Genomic DNA, 22,647 nt, shown 5'->3' with positions numbered 1-22,647 from the left:
TTTATTGAAGTGAAAAATATTCGGCTACCGGACCAAGTGCCAGCGCAGGGAAGAACGACAGCGCTGCAATGATGGCTATCACGGCAAGGGTAAGAACACCGAAAGTCGAGGTGTCGGCTTTAAGCGTGCCGGCGCTTTCGGGTACGTGCTTTTTCGCGGCAAGCATTCCGGCTATGGCAATAGGGCCAATGATGGGTAGGAACCTGGAAAGCAGCAGCACGATACCTGTGGTTACGTTCCACCACGGATTGTTATCGCCAAGGCCTTCAAAACCGGAACCGTTATTGGCCGCTGATGAGGTAAACTCGTACAGTATCTCACTGAAACCGTGGAAGCCGGGGTTGTTCAGCGTACTGGCGCCATGCTCAGGAAACGCTACACATAATGCTACACCCGACAGTATAAGGAAAGGATGCAGCAATGCGATGATCATAGCGATCTTCATTTCCCGTGCCTCTATCTTTTTGCCTAAGAATTCAGGTGTTCGGCCTACCATCAGTCCGCTTATAAATACGGCAAGTATGATGAAGATGTAAAAGTTGAGCAGCCCCACGCCACATCCGCCGTAAAAGCAGTTCACCATCATGGCGAGCATCTGGTTCATGCCTGATAACGGCATCGAGCTGTCGTGCATCGAGTTGACCGATCCTGTAGAGATAACCGTGGTGGCAATGCTCCAGTAGCCCGAAGCCGCGGCGCCAAAGCGTGTTTCCTTGCCTTCCATGGCGCCAGACGTGGTGTCGATGCCCATTTGGGCTAGGGCAGGGTTGCCGTTCATTTCGGTCATCACCGTGGGCACGGTCAACGCAAGGAAGCCTACTGTCATTACCCCAAATATCATGTACGAAAGCCTTTTCCTGTTGAGGTAGTAGCCCAGTGCAAATATCATGGCGAATGGCACGAGCATCTGCGCGATCATTTCAACCATATTGGTAAAGTAGTTGGGGTTCTCGAACGGATGGGATGAGTTGGCCCCAAAGAAGCCGCCGCCATTGGTACCAATGTGCTTTATTGCTGTGAATGCCGCCACCGGACCTGTTGCCACCTGCACGGTCTCGCCCTCAAGGGTCATCATTTCCTGTTTTCCGTCAAAGGTCATTGGTGTTCCGGCCAGCATCAGCAATATTGCAGTTATCAGTGATAATGGCAACAATATGCGTGTGATCGACCTTACGAAATACTCATAAAAATTGCCCAGCTTTTCTGCAGTACGCTCTTTCAGGGCATTGAAAAGTACGGCGGCGGCGGCAAGCCCAATGGCAGCAGAGACAAACTGCAGGAACATAAGGAATAGCTGCCCCAGATAGCTAAGGCCTGTCTCACCCGAATAATGCTGCAGGTTACAATTTACTACGAACGATATGGCGGTGTTGAACGCTAGGTCGGGGCTCATGTTCGGGTTGTTGTCGGGGTTCAGTGGGAGCCATCCCTGGCACATCAATACACCCATTGCGACGAGGAACCATATAAAGTTGATGGCTAAAAGTATCTTAAGATGCTTTTTCCAACCCATTTCTTCATTAGGGTCGATCGTGCAGAGCCTGTAAATCAGTTTCTCTACAGGACCAAAGACCGGATCCAGGAAGGTCTTATGCCCCGAGTATACGCGGGCAATGTATTTGCCCAGTGGGATAGCCAGTGCCATCGTAAGGATGAACATGGCTATGATCCCGATTATTTCAGTATTCATTGTTAAGGATTTGGATTACTGGTTTAAAATTTCTCCGGCCTTATAAGCACGTAGCAGATGTAGGCGAAGACCAATACGGATAGAATGAGTAATGCGATCATGATTAGAATTTTTCGAAAATGTCAATTGATCCCCGGCAGATGGCAAAAAGCACGATCCCGGTCGCGATAAGCAGCGCTGTTAACATAATTATAGTTTTAAGTTATACTCCTGATGTGTTTACCTGTGTTATGTACTCCCTTCGTAAGGTTTGTGGGAACAGGTTGGCAATGCTGCAGTTGTGCAGCTCCATAAAAGTGGAGACCGAGAATACATAGATGTTGGAAATGGCATTCTTTGTTTCAGCGCTGCCTGTAGCAAGGAGCTGTTCGGCGGTGGTAAGGCATTTTCTTACCCTTGGGATATTCCCTTTACGGATAAGCTCTTTGGTGATCTCGGCAAAACGGGCTGCTTTAGCGCAGGCAGTCGTAGCATGGTTTTTCATTTTTGAAAATGTTTTACGTTTTGCCTTATTATGCCAAAACACATACCGCAAAAAGAAAAATAATGCAACTGGCTTATTTGTAGATGGTAAGGTGGTTTTTTTATTTTATGCCAAAGAAAAACCCTATCGTTTTGATAGGGTCGGGGCTTTCATTTTAATATGTAGGATACTGAAAATTGGGTCTGTGATCCCGAAGGATCAGGAATGGGTTCGGGTTATCAGGCAATGCTTATACATTGATCCCAACCCAACCGGCATTACTTTTTTTTTTCGGTGTCCAGTGATGACTCCATTGGCGGGATGAATTTCACGTCCCTTTCCTTTTCCTGCTGCTCTACATACACTGCAAACTCTGCAGGTTCTATCTTGGCACCTTTAAAGCTGGTATAGGCACGGGTAAATTCGGCCCCGAAATATAATATCGCAGCCGTGTAGTACACCCACAGCAAAATTATTATCAGTGATCCCGCAGCGCCGTAGGGCGATCCTGCGGCTGTGGTCTCAATATATAGTCCTATGACATAACGCCCCAAAAGGAACAGGCAGGCTGTGAAGAAAGCTCCCGCGCGAACATGCCTCCATCCAATTTTGGCATCGGGGAGCACTTTAAAGATCACACCGAACAGTATTGTAATCACAATGAAGCTGATCACCAGGTTAGCCGCATTTATCAGCACGATGGTAAGGTCGGGGAAGCGTGCCTTCAGCAGGTCGCTAACCGCCAGCAATGCCCCGTTAACGATCAGGGATACGATAAGCAAAAAGCCAAGGCCTACGATTATGGAACCCGAAAGCAGCCTGTCTTTTATGAGTTTTACCCAGCCGCGTTTTGGCTTTGCCTTTACTTTCCATATCATGTTGATGGAATCCTGTATCTCCCCGAAAACGGTAGTAGCACCAATCACCAGTGTTATTGCGCCGATAATGACAGACATGGTGGTTTTTCCCGACAGCTCCAGGTTTTGTATGATCTGCTGTACCTGCAATGCCGCCTGTGAGCCGATCAGGCCGTTTATTTCATCGAATATCCTGCCCTCGCTGGCTTCACGTCCAAAAAATGCACCCGCAAGCGAAATGATGAGCAATAGCAGCGGTGCCATTGAAAATACGGTGTAGTAGGAGAGGGAAGCGCTTAATTTCAGTCCTTTGTCGTTCATGAACCCTTTAAAGGTATCGATCAGGATACATTTGATATTTTTATAAGTGTCTTTGCTTAAGATCTTTCTCATAGCTATAGGATTGTTGCTACGATAAAAATAATTATAGCATCAGGCAATTACTACAATATTAACATAACTATAAATGTATCTGCGTGTTTTGCTATATTTTAATCTTAAAGAAATAACCTACAGTTTTAAAAACACAATTATTTCATAAATTTATCTCTTATGGCGTGGGAGCATTTGCCATTGTTGGTATTATGCGTAACTTTATAGGAGTAAAGCAGCCACGCTGCATAAAAGCAATGCCATGAGAATAGTTATCGTAGGAGGAGGGTTTGCGGGGGTCAACTTCGCGCAGGGCCTGGCGGGGAATAAAAATTTTGACGTTACGCTCGTTGATAAGAATAATTACAATTTTTTCCCGCCGCTCATCTACCAGGTGGCTACGGCTTTTCTTGAGCCATCCAGCATCAGCTATCCTTTTCGAAAGCTTTTCCGCAATGCAGGCAACATCCGCTTCAGGATGGGCGAGGTGCTCTCGGTAGACATGGCCGCGAATAAGGTACTATTGCATAATGGCGAACTTGAGTACGACCGCCTTGTTTTCGCTACAGGTGCCGAAACCAATTATTTCGGAATGGAGAATGTCCGCAAGAACGCCATACCAATGAAAACCCTTAACGATGCCATTGAGATGCGTAATAAGCTGCTGCAGCGCATGGAGAGGGCTACCATTTGCAAGAACAGCCGCGAGCGCCGCAAATACCTTAATATCGTCGTTGCTGGCGGAGGGCCAACAGGGGTGGAGGTATCAGGTATGTTCGCCGAAATGAAGAACGGCATATTGCGAAAGGAATATCCAGAACTTTCTACCAGTGCCAGCAACATTTACCTTGTCGACGGAGGCGATGCCCTGCTGTCGCCAATGAGTAAAGATTCGCAGCAGGATACCTTGGAGGCGCTTACAAAAATGGGCGTAGTGGTAAAGCTCAATACCCGTGTAACAGACTTTACCGACGATACCGTTCACCTTAACACAGGCGAGACCATACAGTCTAAAAACCTTATTTGGGCTGCCGGTGTCTCAGCCAAAGTTTTTGAGGGCATCCCTACCGAAAGCTATGGCCCCGGCAGGAGATTGCTGGTAGATGAGCACAATAAAATTTTAAATACTACAAATATATACGCCCTTGGCGATACCTGCCTACAAACCAATGACCCGGACTGGCCGAAAGGACATCCGCAGGTGGCACAGGTAGCGATACAACAGGGGGAGCGGCTTGCAAAAAACTTTAAGAGTGAGCTTAAGGGCGATCCATTAAAACCTTTTAAATATAACGATAAAGGCTCTATGGCCATTATCGGGAAGAACAAAGCGGTGGTCGACCTTCCTAAACCAAAAATGCACTTCAAAGGCTTCATTGCGTGGCTCATGTGGCTTTTCATCCACCTGATGTCGCTTATAGGCTACCGCAACAGGATCGTAACCGCCTACAACTGGATGATCGCCTATTTTTCCCGTGACCAGTCATTGCGGATGATCATCAGGCCGGATAAGCGCTCGAAGACATAGCTTACTGAAATGAAGGTACGTTATCGTTCAGGGCATTTGCCAGTAAGGCAAGATGCTCATTCTCCACATGGTCCATAACAACCACTTTGTACCATTGGTTAGATGAGTCATGTTTTTGCGGCACGAGGTCAAAGCGGGCTGCCGTCGCTTCGGTCACAAATTCTGCATTAATGGTAACGATGTTCATGAACGGCTCCCTGAAATATGGGATACCTATTTTATCCAGCATTTTGCAAAGCCAGGACGTACGCATCTGTAGTATGCTTATTTTTTCAAACCATCCGTTAGGCCCATAGGTGCAGAGTATCATCCATACCGCTACGGCATTGGTACCCGACCTGCTTCCGCAAAGGGTAAGGTCCATGCCTTCTACATATTCGGCTTCTTTAGTAAGCGTATTTTCAATCAGGCCTTTTCGGCAAATGAAAATGCCGGTACCGTAGGGTGCCTGCAACATTTTATGGGCATCGATGGTAATGGAACTCACGTTCAGATCTTCAAAGCTGATGGTACTCGCCGTATTGCTGAAAGGATAAACAAAACCACCGTAAGCACCATCGATATGGAGTTTGTATCTAATGCCAAGCCGCTCATACAGGTCAGTGTACGTTTTGGGATCATCTACCGACCCGAACATGGTCGTACCCAGATTGGCTACCTTAATAAAGTATTTTTTACCGCGGGCCTGCGCATCGGCTATTATTGTTTCGAGTGTTCCTATCTAAATATGGCGTTGGTTTGGATCGACGGGGATCCTCAGCCATTCCAGCATCAGCAGGTTAGCGCCCTTTGCAATGGAGTAGTGGGTATCTTCGGAAGCTACGATAGCGATCTCATGCGGCCGTGCGTCAAATTCATTGATGAAATAATTGCGGTACATCCATAGCGCCTGTATATTGGCTTCGGTGCCACCTGGCGCAATGTAACCATCAATGCTGTCGGGTCCGGCCTTAAAAATATCGACAGCGATTATGTTGAGTACTTCAGTCTCGATCTCCTGTGTCCCTTTAAAAGCCTTTTCGGAAGTTCCAATTGTGTGGCAGCCGATGTTATTGGGGTTGGCAACAAACACTTGTAGTAACGGCGCGTCTTTAAGGAAAGGCACATCAGTAGGGAACACCTTTTGGTCGAGCTTTGATGCCGGATAGCCCAGTGAGGTATCTGTAGAAAAATTCACATTGTCACTCAGTGCTTGCTGTATGTGCTGCTGCTGTTGGGCTGTCGTCAGTTTTTTCCAGTATCGCATTGGCGTTGTTTTCCGACAAAATTACAGTACGCGATGTGTTGGAAATATGATGATGGTCACGGATCTAAAATTCATTAACCAATTCCGGGATCAGATGTGTGAAGATCTGCATAGATACGCGTTCTTTTAAAATTAAAAAGGATACCCGATCGCCAAATTGAAAACCAGGTTATTCCTCCTCCAGGTTTTTCCGCCAAAGTCAATGTCGTCGATAACCCAACGCTCGCCCTCCGGCAGCCATGGTTTACGCAAAGGGAAGGCAAGGTCAAGCCGTAGCACAAGGAATGTAATGTCGATACGCAAACCTGCACCGGCACCCACGGCCAGCTCATCATAGAACTTGCTGGTAAACTGCGAACCCGGCTTTCCTTCATTTTTATTCCAAAGCCAAATGTTACCGGCATCTAAAAACACCGCCCCGTTAATAACACTAAAAAGGTTACCCCTGTACTCCGTATTCATTTCCAGCTTAATGTCGCCGCTCTGGTCGGGCAGGAAGCTGCTGGCATCAATGTCGGGATTACGATAACTTCCGGGGCCTATCGACCTCGCCCTGAAAGCCCGTATGCTATTGGTGCCGCCAATGAAGAACTGCCGCATGAACGGGAGTTCGGTAGAGTTGCCATAAGGCACACCTACACCGGCAATGATGCGGCTTGCGAGGCTCGACTTTTCACCTAGTTTCATATAGTGGCGAAGATCATGCTCGGTTTTTACGAACTGGCTAAAGGGCACACCCAAGATCTCTTCCGGTTCCTTGGTCCTGGCATCCGCTCCCGTGGCAAGCCCCGCTATCGTTCCGGCAAGGTCTATAGAACCTTTGTAATAAAAGGTATGCTTGCGGAACTTGCGCATAGTGTTGGTGTAGGTATACGAATAGTTCGGCCCGAAGATAAGCTGCTTTTCTATCACTTTTCGCAGTGCGTTACCACTGCCGTTATTGAGTGAATCAGCAGCTGTGATCTGGTCCCTGTATTCCTGCGTTACTGTAGCAGGGCTAACATAGTTCACATCAAAGGCATTTAATTGGTGCTCCGTCCTTATGTTATCCTTCCACAAATAACCAAACTGCGTCCTGAATGAATTGAGTGAGTACAGCCTAGCCCGGTTCTGGTATTCATAACTTACCATGGCGCGTGTCCTTGGCACAAAGGCGCTGGAATCCTGTATTTTTATCGGAGTGATGAATCGCGGCCATACCAGGCTCGCCTCTCCACCCACACGGTATACGTTGTAGCCCTTATTCTGTCCCGATGCCTGTATCTCGGCCCCGCCAAATACTGAGAATGACAGCAGTTCCGCCGCCCTGAAGGCATTGCGGTTGCTCCAGTTCACGCTTGCTTCCGAGCCGTTGTAGTTGGCCGAATTGGTCTTTGCCAAGATCTCGAAACGTATCGACTTTTTGGGCAGGGGAGTAAAGTAGTAGTAGGTATCCAGTACTGTGTCCAGCGAATCGGACGGGCGAAATTCATTTTTCACGAACTTGAAGGTTCCCAGGTTAACGAGGCGGTTGAGCGTCAGGTTATGGTCGCGCCTGCTGTATTTATCGCCTTTATGGAAAAACATTGTACGGTCGTAAATGATGGGGCGGAACGTATGGTCGGGGTCTATTATCGTAAAGTCTTTATAGCGCTCCACAGCTTTTGGATCCTTAGCCAGCGTGTCTTTGGCATTTGCCAATGAATAGTTGGGGTAGATCACGATATCGCCAATAGTATACACTCTTTTGGCACGCGCCGGGGTTTCATCCTTTACTTTTACGATCAGGTCTACCTGGTGTTTGCCTACGGTACTATCTACCTGTACTAAGATATAGTCGGGATTGAAGTAAAAATAGCCCTTGTTCTTCAGCCTTTGGTCAATACGTTCCCTTTCTTCCTTGATCACGTCGAGGTCATACGGCTGCCCTTTCTTAAGGCGGCTCCTGCGGCGGATGTTAGCTACAGTACTGTCAAGTTCGGTCGCGGCAGAGTCTCCCGGGAATATGACTTTACGTATCGTATATTGCTGCTTCGGCATTACCGTATATTTTGCCTTTGCCCTGCGGTTGCGGGAGGTCGAGTCGGCAGCCGTACGTACTTTAAAATAGCCTTTGTTCTCGGCATAATTTTGCAGTATGTCCGCATTGTAGTCCATATCCACCTGGCTGAAAAGAACGGGTGGTTCTCCCACCTTATTCTTTAACCAGTATTTAAATCCACGGTCTTTTTTGGGCGTTCCTGCAATATTGTATATCCACAGCTTTGGCCTTAGCCCAAAAAATGCGGTGTTGGGTTTGGGGCGCAGCAACCCTTCCATGGTTTTTTCCATGGCCTTGCGCTCCTTTCGGCTCATAACGGTATCCTTCACTTCGACCTCGCCACCTACATACAGCATGTCGCCTTCCGGCAAATACTTGGTGTTGCTGCATCCATAGGCAAAAAGCAATGCTAAAATGAGGTAATATGGCAGCCTATTTTTTTTCATCTTCTTCATTGGTGCTGTTTGGCGGTAAGTCGTCTTTTTTATCTTCCTTCTTTTCTGCTTCAGTTTTTTCTTTCTTCCTTTTTCGCTCTTCCTTCTCACGCTTTTTACGCTCTTTCTCCTGCTTTGCCGCTTCTTTTTCTTCTGCAGTACGGTGGAAAAGTTCACTGAATTTGTCATAATCCATCGTTATAACAAAGGCAACACCTGTTTCTACCACCTGTCCCTGCAATGCCACCTGGTACTCATTCTTGCGGTACGCCCTTACAAGGTAGCGGCCATCTTTGGTTAGTTGGTAATCTACGGCCACATCGCCGGCAATATTGGTCGTCTCCTCGTTTGCCTGCTGTGGGCCTTCAAGGCCAAAACTGCTGCCCACAGTAACCTTTAGCCTGTCGTTCAACAGCCTTTTCGATATGCCCACGTTAAGGTCGGTACGCTGTTCCTGTTGCCCGGTAGTATAATCTTCGGTCGATTCCAGATCAAAATTCAGTTCTACGCCCTTGATCAGGTCGCCCGCAAAATTGTTCAATTGCTGCGACAACAGCTTGCTGACACTCTGCCTTGCCAATGCCTCGCCGCTGGTACCGCCTGCCTCGCTGGCAAAAGGGTTCTCGCCAATAAAGCGGTTAAGGAGCAATATGGCGAAAACCTGCTTGTTAAGTTCTGAGGGCTGCTCGCGTATCTGGGCGAGTTTCGCATTTGTAATGCTCAAAACCTGTGTGTCAACATTGTAATTACCTTCAGGTATTATAATATCGAATGAAAGTTCCGGTTTAAGCAGTTCGCCATTTATCTTCAATAATGTATGTACAGGGATCTTTTGCTTGTACATATTGCGCTTGCCTTCCGCAAAGGATCCCAATTGGTCGTCTACGAGATCAATTGGCGCAATGTCGGTTTTGTATACAGCCGTTATGCTCACATCGGCCTCGGTCGGTTCACCTGTCCAAAGGATGTAGCTGCCTTTCTGGATATCGAATTTCCTCTTTATAGGGCTGAAGGTCATTTGGTATGCGCCTTCGTCAAATTCATAGCGTCCTGTCAGGGTTGTTTTACCCGACTGGTCGATGCCTCCCGTAAGTTCTGCTTCACCTTTTAACTGAAGGAAATCTCCATTACCTTTATCAATAATGAGGTTCAGCTCGGCCTCTTTTACGATCTGTATGTTCACCGATACATCCATCCCTTTAAAGGCGGTCGTATTTACAGCCTCTTCAATTTTCAGGCGTTGCTGTATTTCCATATTGTCCTGGTCTATGAACTCAACGATCCCTTCCCTGTCGGCAATTGACGGGTCCTGTTGCGGCAATACTACAGTAAATTCGGTGTCTTCGTTTACCTTCAGGTCGCCATTTATAACCGGAGCATCCATAGTGCCTTTTACATTCAGGTGGGTATCGATGAACAGTTTACCATAATAAAAATCGTTGTCTTTTGCCTTAGAATTGACAGCCCTGAAGTTCTCAGCATCTACTGTCAGATCAAAAGCAAAATTCCTGTAATCGGTTGTGGCTATATTACCGTTAATGGTGAGCTGATTGCTCTTCTCATCCTCAATATCAAAATTATCGAAACGTATGCCGGTCGCGTCCACAACAATATTGTCGTTCATCCCCCTAAACTTCGAGTTAAGCTGTGTTACCTTCAGGGCCACTTCGTTGAATTTAAGGTTACCGTTAATGTTCGGGTCAGTTGCTGTACCTGTAATGTCAAAACGTCCCGAAAGATAGCCTTCTCCATCCTTCACCTGCCCAAAGCTCAACGCCTGTATGCTCGTAATATTCAGTTTTTCAATGTTTAGGTCAAGGTCAAAGTTTTGCCCCATGGTGTTATAGTTCCCGTCAAGGTTTACCTGGTTGCCCTGACCGGTAATGCTCACTTTGGCGGCATAGGTGTTGGCAACTTCATTATTCACAAGGACTTTAATATTTCCCAAGGTATCTTTCGCTACGGCAAAATCAGTAATGTCCAGGTCGGCCACGAACACCGGGCTTTGCGTCAGGTTGCGTACTTCGGCAGTGCCATTTATCGTCCCTTTGAATTTTTGATCATCCTTCTGGATCATGTTGGTCAGCGTCTCGATCTTAAAATCTCTTAATTCAACATTCAGAGGGCTGTTGGGAGCTTCCGACTGCGATTGTAGCTTTATCGCTCCACCTTCGTTGCTCATCTCAAAATTGTTGGCATAGATACCGTCTTTGCCAAAACGCAACAGGTTATCTACGGCAATGTTCCACGGTTCGTAATTCAGCTTCAGGCCATCGGGATTAAGCTGTAGTTCGGTGCTGCCATTATTAGCCTTTAGCTGACCGGCAAGCAGGTATTGCTCTTTCTCTTTGGCATCCTGTATCTGTAGCCTGTATGCTATAATGTTGTCCTTAATATTGCCTGTCAGGCTGGTGTGCGGCAGTACGAACTGTGCCCCCTGTACCTGGTCGATCACCACGTTGTAGGCCAGTGCGTCCTCTTCATTTTTAATGTCGATCTTAGCACCCGAAATGGTGTAATCTCCATATACCACGCGCGGTATGCTGCCGTTCAGCACTATACTGTCATTCACGCTGTTGTAAGCCCCTTTTATGGTTATCGGCTCCAGCCTTTCAATGGCAGGTATGAGCTTATAGATCACAGGGTCATTGTCGATAACCAATTCCAGGTCAAATTGCTGCGGGCTTGTGGCCTTCTTTTGTGCCGACGGGTTGGTGTTATAGTATTTGGTAAAAGTATTTGCGAGCGCGGTACCAACTTCGCCTACTTTATACTTGCCCACGACCTTAGCCCTCGCCACAGATGATCGCAGTATGATCGCGGTGGTATCCGGCTTGGTCATCGCTACAATGCTGATGGAGTCCAATGCAAATTCCTCATTTTCGTTAGCGAACATAAAATGGTGCAGGCTTATGGTACCGTTCAGGTTGTTGGGGTCGGCGTCCGCAATGTCGGCATCCACGTTACCGCGCAGTTTGAGCGGCCCGGCATGGAGATTAAGTTTGTTGAGGTCGGCAATGTCTACGTTCAGTCGTATTTTTCCGTTAGGATACTTGTCCTTAAAACCGCCTGCCGCTACAAGCTGGAAGTCGAGGTTAGGATCGTCCATGGCGGCTTTCACATCAAAGTTACCCTTGCTTATTTTCCCGTTGATAGCCAGGTCGCGATAGGTATAACCATTGAATTCGGCTTTCGCCAATTTACCATCGATCATTGCGTTTGCGGTCTGCGGGTTAAGTCCGGTGCCTTTCACTTTTGCCTTTAGCGTGACTTTGCCCAGCGAATCATTTTTTATCAGTTTGCCAATGTCAAAATTCTGTATGTCCACATCGGCATCGTAGCGTTCATGATCTTTCCGCCTTTGGTCGAATGTGGCCCTAATATTGGCGTTGCCAAAACTGCTTGCAAGGTTAAGGTTGGTATTGAAGTTATCGAGGGTACCTTTAAATTTGGCTTTTGCCGAAATGTTCCCAGGAAGCTGTATGTTGGCCGGGATTGTACCCGGCGGAATGTAGCTGTTAATATCTTTTGCCGTTGACCGGAAAGCTGACACATTAAGGTCGAAATATGCGTTCTTTGCATCCGGCAGACCTTTAATCCTGCCGCTTGCCGTGATGGAGGTAGCCCCTATACCGCTTACCTCAAGCCTGTCTATGTACAGGTCTTTTACCCTGCCTTCCACTTTGCCGGATATGTTCAGCGTGCCGTTCGGGTTGCCTTTGAATGGGGGAGTGCCGGCCAATGTTGGGACGAACACCAACACATCCTTAAAGCCTACCTTGCTGCCTTCAAGGTTCGCGTTCACCGCAAGCTCGCCAATATCGGTTTGCAGTGACTCAAGGGAAGGGTAGGAAACAATGATCTGGTCTTTCAATAAAGTATTCGGTGTTTCGAGGTATAGTCCTTTTAGCTCAGCGCCTTTGGGCCCGTAAAAGAAATCGGTGCGCAGCTCTTTTATGTCCACACCGCTTATATCGCGTACGGTCAGTTTGTCAATATCGCCCGAAATGGCATCCGGCCCATAAGAGAAGTCTTTAGCTTTCAGAGTAAGGTTCGAAATGTCCAGGTGGTTATAATCTATGCCTCTGGATACAGGAGCTGAATTTTGATAATCGAATTTAAACGCCACATTATCAATATTGGCATTCGTTAATTTGAATTTCCATTGTGCCTGCTGTACTGCCGCTGACTGTTCCGGAAGCGCTTCCCGGACCTGCTTTTCAAATTTTCCGAAAGCTAATTGCCCCTTCAGTCCGTTCAGTTCGAGGCTTTCAAGGTCAATGAGTTGTTTTTTCAGGTCAATTTCATTGACTTCAAGGTTAAGTTTTTTCAGCTTAATGCCGGTATCAAGGCGGCTGCCTTCATTATCATATCCAATGTCAATGTTTGAAAGTTCTATTTCTCCCAGCTTCAGTTTCAGGTCAGGTCTTGTAGAGGCTTCTTCTGCAACCTCTTGTGTCGACTGTGCTACCTGGGCCACCATGCCCTGCTCAAGTGTCAGCTTCAGGCCGTCAAGCTTTATCCTGGGCACTTCAAATTCCAGTTTGTCAAGGTCGAAGGTTTTTATACGTGTATCAAAATGCCCGATGTTAGCGTAAAGGTTGTTTTTGGTAATAGCATCGTCATACCTTACCTTAATGCGGTCAAGGTTTACTTTATCTATCGAGAATTTCATTGGGGCCGAAGTAGTATCCTTAGGCTTATCCGATGCAAATGCCTTGATGATGTAATCGAAATTGAAAACAGAATCTTTATTACGTTTTACATTGGCAGTGATCCCTTCAAGGCTGATGGAGTTGATCTCTACCTCATTGCTGAAGAGCTTGAAAAGGCTGATGTCCACGGCCAGTTTTTCCCCGGCCACCAGGGTGTCTCCCTGCTGGCTTTCAAAGTAAAAACCTTCCAGTATCACTTTCTTTGGCAGGCCGATCTCGATGCGGTCAAGCTTGACCTCTGTACCGATCTTTCCCTCCAAATAGCTGATAGCCTCGTCTTTGGCCAGGTTTTGAAAGTAGGGGATCTGCAACAGCAGAACGATAAGCAGGAACAGCCCGATGATGGTGCCCACTATCCATAATAGTATCTTTCCTGTCTTGCGTAGATATTTTTTTACTTTTGAATTCATTTAACGCTAAAAATAGACATTAAATGAACAGGGGCATTTTAAAGTTTTGCTAAAAAATCTTACAGTTTGATATGAAAGAACAATCCCAAGCATTATCTGTCAATTTTCATCATCTTTTTGTTCTACCTGTAAAATATGCAGCAGCCGGTGTATAACCGGTGCGAAGAATACTGCGGTAATACTTAAAAAGGCAACACCGCTATACAGTGCATAAAAGGAGGAAAATAATTTAGCGGAGTCATTTGGCATATCTGAAATAGGACCCATTCCCGTCAATATCATACAAGCCATGTAAAAGCTGTCAATCCATCCTAAGTGTGCGTAATATCTATAACCTACAGTTCCAATTCCGCAGGAAAACAGTATTAAGAATATGGCAAAAAGGGTATACCGGCCCAACCTCATGAAAAAATGCGGTAAGGTTGCTACTTTTTGTTTCCGATGTTCCATAATTTTTCAGGTATAAAAATTATATTTCAAATGTTTCAACCTCCATTACTTCCCCCGGCTGCAAATTGCCCAAAATCACATTACCTACCCTTACACGCACCAGCCGCAGCGTAGGGAAACCCACTGCTGCCGTCATTTTACGTACCTGGCGGAATTTGCCTTCGGTTACGGTCACGCTTAGCCATGATGTTGGCCCGTGGCGCTCGTCGCGTATTTTTTTGCCCCTTTCGGGAAATGTGGGAGGATCGTGTAAAATAGATGCCTCACATTGTTTCGTCACATAACGAATGCCATTGAAACCTATTTCTACACCAGCTTTGAGTTGAGCAATAGCTTCTTCAGTTATAATGCCATCAACCTGGACATAGTACTCTTTCTCTACTTTTTTACTCCGCACGATCTCGCTCATCATGCCATCTGTGGTAAGGAGGAGCAATCCTTCTGAGTCCTCATCAAGGCGGCCAATAGCCATGGTGCCTTCAGGAAGATCATGCAGTTCGCCCAACAGCTTTTTGTTGCGCTTCAGGTTATAGGTAAACTGGCTCAGGTAGCCATACGGTTTGAAAATCAGGAAATGGCGGTGGCTCATCGCAAAGGTTTCTTTATCCAAAGGCTATCCCTTATTTTTAGCTCTTTGTAAAGCCCGTTCTCATGCAGGGCGCCATAGATCACAGCTATCTTTTTGTTTTTTTCGTCGATTATCTCCATTGCAAGGTGGGCATTACGGTAATCAAGTATCATGGCGTTCGACTCTTCTCCGGCGATCTTTCCGCAGGTGTATTTTTGGTCCCATGGCAGTGTGTGATCGCAGTCGTTCAGTACTATGGGGCCATATTCTTTTTCGTAGGCAGCGATCAGGTCGTTCATGGGCACATCTACCACGCGGCCTTTAATGGTGTCAACGCCAAGCACAAAATAGCGCGGCTGGTTGATGAGGCCTTTCCTGTTTTTGAACTTATAGCCCATAAGGGTCTTATTTATGGTATCAATGTAGCCCGATGTGCTTATGTTCACGCCCGTAAGCTTCCTGGCCTTCCATTTCAGGGTGTCCTTTTGCTGAGGCGTAAGCGAGTCTTTCACCCGTACGCTCTCCATGTACACAATATAGCCCTCCGCCTGCAGCGAGTCAACCTTCTTTTTCACGTTGCCGTAAAATTCCTTCGGCCCAATGTGCTTCATCGGGATATAGGCCACCTCTTTATCGCCATTGCTGTAGTGCGATACGGTCGCCTCCTTGTCATACGCCCCGATCATCTTTAGGCCGATGGACAGGCACGAGGTACACAGCAGCCCCGTCAGCGTGAGCAGTAATAGTAGTTTTCCTTTCATTATTTTTGTATGTACTTATATACCTTTTCGGCGAGTTGCTTGTGGTATAAATTAAACAGTTCGGTGTGGGCAGGATCAAAAGAAGCTGTTTTGGGTTCGTTGGTGTGCTTCAGGTCCTGCAAAAAGGCTTCGGCTTCGGCTTGTGTCTCTATCTGTACGGCAATTTCCAGCGCGGCTTCATCGGCCCATTGTACTATGATATCGGTATCCGATTCCAACAGTACCGAATAAAAGTCGGCAGTATGTTCCTGCTCATATTCAAATGCGAACATGCTGTAGCTTTCGGCCAAAGCGCCGTCCATTCTCGGGGAATACGATAGGTAGCGTTCCAGCAGGCTTTTGCGGTCGGCAGCGGTAGAATTGGTAATATTCTTTTGCAGTACGATAATTTCGTCTTCAAGTGCCTTTGCTTTGTCAATGCTTTTTTCGGTCGCTCCGTTATCCGGATCCACCGATCCCTGACTATTTATTTCTGTACCGTTCACAGGTTTTACCGTATCATTTTTACAGGACAGCATTGCCAGCAGTACTAGGGACGTCAGGATATTTTTCATGCTCAAATATAATGTAATGAAATTTTTTATCAAAAATTATATTGTGTAAAAAGGCCGTCGAATGGCGGCCTTTAGATATAGCTATGTAACATATTAAATTCTCATAATTATAGAAATATCGCTTCGTGCCTCGCAATGACTGGATGAAGTATTACTAATCCTCTTAAGAATTCTCCGTCTTCAGCAAGCTGGCGATCTGCTCAGCAAGCTCGGTGCCGATCCGGTCCTGTGCTTCCAGCGTTGCCGCGCCAATGTGCGGGGTCAGCGAAACCTTAGGGTGCATAAGTACCTGTACGGCAGGTTTAGGCTCTTCTTCAAAAACATCAAGTCCTGCGAAAGCCACCTTACCTGAATCAAGCGCATCAATGAGCGCAACTTCATCGATAATACCTCCACGGGCCGCGTTGATGATGCCAACACCGTCCTTCATGGCTTCAAATTCAGGCGCGCCTATTACGTAGCCGCTTTCCTGTGCGGGAACGTGTAGTGTGATAAAGTCGGCATGCATCAGTATGTCCTCCATCGGTTCAGTAGGAATATCCACATTAATGAACTGCCCGTTGTAAAAGTCAACGCGTATCTCGGCATTGCCAACGAATTTGTCTGAAGCGATGACACGCATGCCCAGCCCCAGCGCTATCCGCGCCACCGAACGCCCTATGCGCCCGAAACCGATAATGCCCAGCGTTTTGCCACGCAGCTCTATGCCGTTGGCATAAGCCTTTTTAAGCCCTTCAAAATTAATATCGCCTTCCAGCGGCATGTTGCGGTTGGCATCATACAAAAAACGGACGCCTGTGAACAGGTGCGCAAACACCAGTTCCGCAACCGAGTCAGATGATGATGCCGGGGTATTTATTACATGGATATTCTTTTCGCGGGCATATTCCAAGTCTATATTATCCATGCCAACGCCGCCACGGCCTATGATCTTCAGGCCGGGACACGCATCGATGATATCTTTGCGGACTTTTGTCGCACTGCGCACCAATAATACGCTGACGTTGTTAGTATTTATATAGTTAGCCACCTGTTCCTGGGCTACCTTGGTAGTGATCACTTCAAAACCGGCTTCTTCAAGGGCAGTTATACCGCTTTGTGAGATGCCGTCATTTGCTAATACTTTCATTTACAATTTCAGATTTTAGATCTCAGAATTCAGATCAAGCTTCACTCGGTTTCTGAATTACTGAATGTTATATTTCAGATTGAGCTTCTCGTGTTTAAGGGTTTGAGTGGCAACTTGAAACTTTAAACAAACAAATTAAACATTCTTTTCCAACTCTTTCATCACATCCACAAGAACCTGTACGCTTTCGATCGGCATGGCATTGTAGATGGACGCGCGGTAACCGCCTACCGACCTGTGGCCTGCCAGTCCGCTGATGCCCGCGGCTTTCCACAGCTTGTCGAACTGTTCGGTATGCGACTCGTCGTTCAGTAGGAAGGTAACGTTCATTTTGGAGCGGTCTTCGGTTTTGGAAGTGCCTATAAATAGTGGATTGCGGTCAATTTCAGTATAAAGCAGCTCAGCTTTGGCATTGTTCTTCTTTTCCATAGCTGCGATACCGCCGTTATTTTTCAGCCATTGTAATGTAAGGTAGGAAGTATATACCGCAAAAACCGACGGTGTGTTGTACATGCTTTCCTTATCTATGTGCTGCTTATAGTCAAGTATGGAGGGGATGTGCCTTCCTGTTTTGCCCAGCAGTTCCTCTTTAACCAGCACAAGCGTTGTGCCTGCCGGACCCATGTTCTTTTGCGCCCCGGCATAGATCAGGCCGAATTGAGAGAAATCCAGTTGGCGTGAAAAAATGTCCGAGCTCATGTCGCAAACTACCGGAATATCAGTTTCCGGGAACGAATGCATCTGCGTGCCGAATATGGTGTTATTGCTTGTGCAGTGGAAATAATCTGCATCGGAAGGAATGGTATATCCTGTTGGGATGTATGTATAATTATCAGCTTTGGAGGATGCGACGATCACAGTGTCACCAAACTCACGGGCTTCCTTTAATGCCGCCGCGGCCCATGTTCCTGTGTCGAGGTAAGCTGCCTTGCCACTTTTGGTCATTAGGTTATAGGGCACCCTTACGAACTCAAGGCTTGCCCCGCCCGAAAGGAACAGCGCCTGGTAGCCTTTGCCGGTTAGTCCCAACAACTCTAGGGCGAGTGATCTGGCTTCCTCCATCACGGCAACAAAGTCCTTGCTGCGGTGCGATATTTCTAAAAGAGATAATCCGGAATTATTGAAGTCAAGTACTGCCTGTGAGGCTTTTTCGAAAACTTCCTGCGGCAGGATGGAAGGGCCTGCACTGAAATTATGTTTTTTCATTTACGGATGTTATTTTGGTGATGTAAAGTTCCAAAATAGGAACTGAAAACCGTAAGAATTTTTATAAATAATTTCGCTATATTTTTGATAAAAATGTAATTGTGTCTACATTATCGGCATAATCCCACAAAGCAGGTTTTTGCGTTTGCCCGAAAGCGATGCTGTTAGCTGTGACGTTATTCCCTACAATGCACTGTATTTGTTCATGTTCTGCTTCAAGGCGTTGTCGAACTTCGTTGATATCATCATAAAATTCGTAAAACACACTCGAGATCGGAGACGCGTAGCCGTTATCTTCTTTTAATGTGAGAAATTCATTGTCCAACAACTTAAAGTTGCTCATCAGGAATACTGCCTTATTATAATCGTAATTGTTGGCGTATTTTTCGTAGAAGATGACATCCTTATAGGTGTAAATGGCTTCGAAGAACCCTTTAAAATCATAATCTTTTGGTACGAATAATTTTGAAACATTGCGGCATCCCAATCCGAAATAACGGAAAATGTCCTCGCCCAGTCCAACAAGCTCTTCGTGAGTCTCATTCCCCGTAAGCACAGCCAATGAGTTGCGGTTTTTGCGGATGATGGACGGCTTGCCTTTAAAATAATACTCGAAATAACGTGCGGTGTTGTTGCTTCCCGTAGCTATGACCGCATCGAAGTTTTCCAGTCTGCCTTCGGCGAAAATGATGCGCTCCTTCATCCTTGGTTCAACAGCGATAAGGTATTTGGCCAAAAAGGGCAGGAGGTGCTGGTCGTTGGACGACGTTTTTACCAAAGCCGTATGCCCTGTGACCAGCACCGAAAGAAGATCATGGAAGCCAACTAGAGGAATGTTGCCGGCAAGGATGAGGCCAACGGTTTTGCCGCCTGAATCCGAAAGATCATAGGCATCAAGCCATTTGTCAAGGTTTTCAGCCGCCAGCGCTTCTGCCCACGAGTTCACCGAAAAACATACCTGTTCTTCGGTATACCAGCCATTGTGCGACCTGGAAAGCGCTATGAGCGCGATGAAGCGGTCATAAAATTCCTCGTTATGAAGCACTTCGGGATTTTTATGGTTGGCATCCAATGCGAACTGCGACAGGAACTTGCCCAGCTGTATGAATGCGTTTTTTGTTTCTGTTAACGTCATTATTGTTGCGTATGAATGGATTTGGACGTAATTTTGCAGCAAATTTACGTATTAATACTAAGACATAAGCCATGGCTATCATTATAACAGACGAATGCATCAACTGCGGGGCCTGCGAGCCTGAATGCCCAAACACGGCCATTTATGAAGGTGCCGACGACTGGCGCTACAAAGACGGCACCGCGCTGAAGGGGCGTGTAGTTTTGCCTACAGGCGAAGAAATTGATGCCGATGCACCGCGTACCCCAATATCTGACGACATCTACTACATTGTGCCGGATAAATGTACAGAATGCAAGGGCTTCCACGAGGAGCCGCAATGTGCCGCCGTTTGCCCGGTAGACTGCTGCGTGCCCGATGACAACCACGTGGAGAGCGAGGAAACGCTGCTCAACAGGCAGGCCTTTTTGCACAATGAGTAAAATAACAATCCCGGATATTCCGGGATTTTTTATCTTTACGCAGGAGCAGTTATTGTCCAAATTTTGCCGGAATTAAAAATTAATCACATTTTAGCAATTCACAGCCTGAAGCTTCGCTTCACTATGCTTCCCTGTCACCGCTTGGATAATAAAGGACTATAAAGCCTATGTTTCTATGTGGTTAAGTGTTCTAGAGAGTTGCCTAAAGTTTTAAAAAATGCTCAAACAATACATAACCTCTATAATTATCCTTCTTGCCTTTAACTTTGTGTATAAGGGCATACAGTACTTTATGTACGACAGGGCCGATGGCGAGGTAGTGCGGCACGAATCGGTTTTGCTGTATTATACAGTACACAACCGTTCCGGCAACGATGAAGAGCACCAAAAATGGGTGTCTGCCCCGGTCATTCTTTTTCAGGCGGGCGGGGAGGATGTCGAATTTAACCTGGCCGATCTGGAGATGGTAGAGTTCCTGGACGATGGCGATGAAGTGACGGTGCTGTACGACACAGCCAAAGACGAATACAGGGCAGCAACCATCATCAATTACTGGCTTACCCTTTATGACATCGCCCTTGGGTTGGTGCTGGCATTGGTAGGCCCGGTAGCTTTTGCCATATTCAAAGCCCTTAAAAAATGGTTTGCCTCAATGGAATAAACAAAAAATCCCGAAGCTCGCACTTCGGGATTTTTTCAGTTTTCATAGCAAATAATCAAACCAATTTATTGTTTTACCCTGGTGTAGGTTTCAACCGTTACACCATCGGTTTTGTCATCATAGGTCTCCACCACAAAATTTCCGTTGGCATCAATATATCCTAACGATGTACGTCCATTGGAATGGTAAATGTACTGCCCGTTAGACGTTTTACGCATTACACCAAAATTATTCACGTCTGTTGATGAAGATACCTTGTAACCATTGGAATCAGGCACAAAAATGTAACGTTGGCCATTAGTTTCGTAATAGGTAGGGATACCATCGCCAGATACTGTGGTCGATCTGTTCACTTCTACCGGAGTACGCTTAATGTCCTTATTAAGCTTGCTGCTTTCGGCATCCTGAAGCTCAATGTTCTGAGTGGCATTGGTGTTCTCAGTCTTAACCACTTTTTTTGGCCTGCCGGTGCCGTTATCTACAGTTACGGTGGTAGTGGTGCTTTCCTTGGTTACATTTTTTACCTGGGCACTCATAGTGAATCCCAGGGTTAGCATCATCATTACAGCTATATTTTTCATGTTCTCAGTCTTTTAGATTATACTGCAAAGTTACCGACGCAATGTTAAATGTGTTTTTAGGAAAACATAAAGTATTTATAATGTTTAATGTCCGGAGTTAGAGTTCGTGGTTTGGGATTAGCCACTCAGGACCCTGTAGCCCTAACTTTCAACTTTGAAACTCGGAACCAAAGTGCTATATTTGCACCCTCAAAAACCACATATATAAATGAAAGCAGGGATAGTAGGATTGCCGAACGTAGGGAAATCGACACTTTTTAATTGTTTGTCAAACGCCAAGGCGCAGAGTGCGAACTTTCCATTTTGTACCATTGAGCCGAACATTGGCGTAGTGAACGTACCGGACCAGAGGCTTGAAAAGCTGGAAGAGCTGGTAAATCCGGAGCGTGTTATCCCCGCGACCGTTGAGATCGTGGACATAGCCGGGCTTGTAAAAGGAGCGAGTAAAGGCGAAGGATTGGGCAACCAGTTCCTGGGCAACATCCGCGAATGTAATGCCATCATCCACGTGCTACGCTGTTTTGACAATGACAACATCATTCACGTAGACGGTAATGTGAACCCTATCCGCGATAAAGAGACCATAGATATAGAGTTACAGTTGAAAGATCTTGAAACGGTAGAGAAGCGCCTTGAAAAAGCAAAAAAAGCCGCTAAAGTAGGCAGCAAGGAAGCCCAGACTGAGGTTTCATTACTGGAAAGGATCCGTGAGGCACTGCTTCAGGCGAAGTCGGCCCGTACGGTGCAGCCACAAAATGAAGAGGAGATCGCCCTGATTGAGAACTTCCAGCTGATCACTACCAAGCCGGTCCTTTACGTATGTAATGTGGACGAAGGAGCCGCTGCTACAGGAAATGCTTATGTAGACCAGGTTCGCGAACTGGTTAAGGATGAAAATGCCGAGGTAATGTTCCTTGCTGTAGGTACCGAAGCTGACATTACCGAACTTGAAACGTATGAGGAGCGCCAGATGTTCCTTGAAGACCTTGGCCTGAAAGAACCGGGAGCGTCATCGCTTATCCGCTCGGCCTACAAGCTGCTAACCCTGCAAACGTATTTTACGGCAGGTGTAAAAGAAGTACGCGCCTGGACTATCAATATTGGTGACACTGCTCCCCAAGCCGCCGGTGTTATCCATTCCGATTTTGAGAAAGGGTTCATCCGTGCCGAAGTGATCGCTTATAACGACTACGTTACTTACGGCACCGAAGCCAAAGTAAAGGAAGCCGGAAAGCTTAAAGTAGAAGGTAAGGAATACATTGTTAAGGATGGCGACGTGATGCATTTCAGGTTTAACGTGTAAATAGTATTGAGTATTGAGATGTTAGTATTGAGATATCGAAATTAAATAGTAAGAACCTGCCGGATACTTTCCGGCAGGTTCTTTAGTTTTATTTGCAGGCCTTCCCAACCTTTTGCACTCAAAAGCCCTCTATACCTAAAAA

At 46.4% G+C, this 22,647-nt stretch carries 20 protein-coding genes; 4 read left to right on the top strand and 16 right to left on the bottom strand.

Going from position 1 to position 22,647, the window contains the following annotated elements; genetic code table 11:
* Position 1 precedes the first annotated feature (1 nt).
* The 4 genes from kdpA to ACT6R0_RS06340 all read right to left on the bottom strand — a co-directional run bounded on the left by kdpA (position 2) and on the right by ACT6R0_RS06340 (position 3,403).
* Positions 2-1,690 carry a potassium-transporting ATPase subunit KdpA gene (gene kdpA, locus ACT6R0_RS06355; RefSeq protein ID WP_444652244.1) on the bottom strand — a complete coding sequence of 563 codons (1,689 nt, stop codon included), beginning with the start codon at positions 1,688-1,690 and terminating at the stop codon, positions 2-4.
* A 23-nt stretch (positions 1,691-1,713) separates the two neighbouring features.
* Positions 1,714-1,791: a K(+)-transporting ATPase subunit F gene (gene kdpF, locus ACT6R0_RS06350; RefSeq protein ID WP_444652322.1), complete on the bottom strand. Its 78-nt coding sequence runs from the start codon at positions 1,789-1,791 to the stop codon at positions 1,714-1,716.
* 101 nt (positions 1,792-1,892) lie between these two features.
* Positions 1,893-2,174, bottom strand: a complete 282-nt coding sequence (locus ACT6R0_RS06345; protein WP_444652243.1) for a DUF7674 family protein — start codon at positions 2,172-2,174, stop codon at positions 1,893-1,895.
* A gap of 257 nt (positions 2,175-2,431) precedes the next feature.
* The gene (locus ACT6R0_RS06340) at positions 2,432-3,403 is read right to left on the bottom strand and encodes a YihY/virulence factor BrkB family protein (protein ID WP_444652242.1); all 972 of its coding nucleotides are present in this window, start codon (positions 3,401-3,403) and stop codon (positions 2,432-2,434) included.
* Between the two features lie 241 nt (positions 3,404-3,644).
* Here ACT6R0_RS06340 and ACT6R0_RS06335 point away from each other — a divergent pair, with 241 nt between their 5' ends.
* Positions 3,645-4,910, top strand: coding sequence for an NAD(P)/FAD-dependent oxidoreductase (locus tag ACT6R0_RS06335; RefSeq protein ID WP_444652241.1), 1,266 nt, complete (start codon positions 3,645-3,647; stop codon positions 4,908-4,910).
* A gap of 1 nt (position 4,911) precedes the next feature.
* Here ACT6R0_RS06335 and ACT6R0_RS06330 read toward each other — a convergent pair whose 3' ends face one another.
* The 11 genes from ACT6R0_RS06330 to ACT6R0_RS06280 all read right to left on the bottom strand — a co-directional run bounded on the left by ACT6R0_RS06330 (position 4,912) and on the right by ACT6R0_RS06280 (position 19,538).
* Positions 4,912-5,613, bottom strand: coding sequence for a pyridoxal-dependent decarboxylase (locus ACT6R0_RS06330; protein ID WP_444652321.1), 702 nt, complete (start codon positions 5,611-5,613; stop codon positions 4,912-4,914).
* An 18-nt stretch (positions 5,614-5,631) separates the two neighbouring features.
* Positions 5,632-6,156 carry a hypothetical protein gene (locus ACT6R0_RS06325; protein WP_444652240.1) on the bottom strand — a complete coding sequence of 175 codons (525 nt, stop codon included), beginning with the start codon at positions 6,154-6,156 and terminating at the stop codon, positions 5,632-5,634.
* A 132-nt stretch (positions 6,157-6,288) separates the two neighbouring features.
* Complete coding sequence (gene tamL, locus ACT6R0_RS06320; RefSeq protein ID WP_444652239.1) at positions 6,289-8,631, bottom strand: translocation and assembly module lipoprotein TamL; 2,343 nt, start codon at positions 8,629-8,631, stop codon at positions 6,289-6,291.
* On the bottom strand, positions 8,609-13,735 hold the full coding sequence (locus tag ACT6R0_RS06315; RefSeq protein WP_444652238.1) for a translocation/assembly module TamB domain-containing protein: 5,127 nt from the start codon (positions 13,733-13,735) through the stop codon (positions 8,609-8,611). Before ACT6R0_RS06315 ends, tamL begins: the two co-directional genes overlap by 23 nt.
* Before the next feature lie 99 nt (positions 13,736-13,834).
* A complete protein-coding gene (locus tag ACT6R0_RS06310; protein WP_444652237.1) occupies positions 13,835-14,185 on the bottom strand; it encodes a hypothetical protein in 351 nt (116 codons plus the stop codon).
* 19 nt (positions 14,186-14,204) lie between these two features.
* Positions 14,205-14,774 (bottom strand): pseudouridine synthase, encoded by a 570-nt coding sequence (locus ACT6R0_RS06305; protein ID WP_444652320.1) that lies wholly within the window; start codon positions 14,772-14,774, stop codon positions 14,205-14,207.
* Positions 14,771-15,514 (bottom strand): hypothetical protein, encoded by a 744-nt coding sequence (locus ACT6R0_RS06300; RefSeq protein WP_444652236.1) that lies wholly within the window; start codon positions 15,512-15,514, stop codon positions 14,771-14,773. The genes ACT6R0_RS06305 and ACT6R0_RS06300 overlap by 4 nt, the downstream gene beginning before the upstream one ends.
* Entirely contained in the window at positions 15,514-16,068 is a 555-nt protein-coding gene (locus tag ACT6R0_RS06295) for a hypothetical protein (RefSeq protein WP_444652235.1), read from the bottom strand. Before ACT6R0_RS06295 ends, ACT6R0_RS06300 begins: the two co-directional genes overlap by 1 nt.
* A 163-nt stretch (positions 16,069-16,231) precedes the next feature.
* Positions 16,232-17,197, bottom strand: a complete 966-nt coding sequence (locus tag ACT6R0_RS06290; protein ID WP_444652234.1) for a D-2-hydroxyacid dehydrogenase — start codon at positions 17,195-17,197, stop codon at positions 16,232-16,234.
* Positions 17,198-17,332: 135 nt separating this feature from the next.
* Entirely contained in the window at positions 17,333-18,403 is a 1,071-nt protein-coding gene (gene serC, locus ACT6R0_RS06285; protein ID WP_444652233.1) for a 3-phosphoserine/phosphohydroxythreonine transaminase, read from the bottom strand.
* 76 nt (positions 18,404-18,479) lie between these two features.
* Positions 18,480-19,538: an acyl-CoA reductase gene (locus ACT6R0_RS06280; RefSeq protein WP_444652232.1), complete on the bottom strand. Its 1,059-nt coding sequence runs from the start codon at positions 19,536-19,538 to the stop codon at positions 18,480-18,482.
* 71 nt (positions 19,539-19,609) lie between these two features.
* Between ACT6R0_RS06280 and ACT6R0_RS06275 the strand changes: the two genes are divergently transcribed.
* Together ACT6R0_RS06275 and ACT6R0_RS06270 are read left to right on the top strand one after the other, a co-directional pair.
* Positions 19,610-19,960 (top strand): 4Fe-4S dicluster domain-containing protein, encoded by a 351-nt coding sequence (locus tag ACT6R0_RS06275; protein ID WP_444652231.1) that lies wholly within the window; start codon positions 19,610-19,612, stop codon positions 19,958-19,960.
* Between the two features lie 217 nt (positions 19,961-20,177).
* Positions 20,178-20,621 carry a hypothetical protein gene (locus tag ACT6R0_RS06270; protein WP_444652230.1) on the top strand — a complete coding sequence of 148 codons (444 nt, stop codon included), beginning with the start codon at positions 20,178-20,180 and terminating at the stop codon, positions 20,619-20,621.
* 65 nt (positions 20,622-20,686) lie between these two features.
* On the opposite strand, the gene ACT6R0_RS06265 is transcribed toward ACT6R0_RS06270, so the two are convergent.
* Complete coding sequence (locus ACT6R0_RS06265; protein ID WP_444652229.1) at positions 20,687-21,202, bottom strand: hypothetical protein; 516 nt, start codon at positions 21,200-21,202, stop codon at positions 20,687-20,689.
* A 208-nt stretch (positions 21,203-21,410) separates the two neighbouring features.
* Here ACT6R0_RS06265 and ychF point away from each other — a divergent pair, with 208 nt between their 5' ends.
* Positions 21,411-22,505: a redox-regulated ATPase YchF gene (gene ychF, locus ACT6R0_RS06260; RefSeq protein ID WP_444652228.1), complete on the top strand. Its 1,095-nt coding sequence runs from the start codon at positions 21,411-21,413 to the stop codon at positions 22,503-22,505.
* Positions 22,506-22,647 lie beyond the last annotated feature (142 nt).

This window comes from Flavobacterium sp., from assembly GCF_052437795.1.
Taxonomy (GTDB): Bacteria; Bacteroidota; Bacteroidia; order Flavobacteriales; family Flavobacteriaceae; genus Flavobacterium.
The sequence above is the reverse complement of the archived record's forward strand: the minus strand, read 5'-3'. Positions and strand labels throughout refer to the sequence as shown.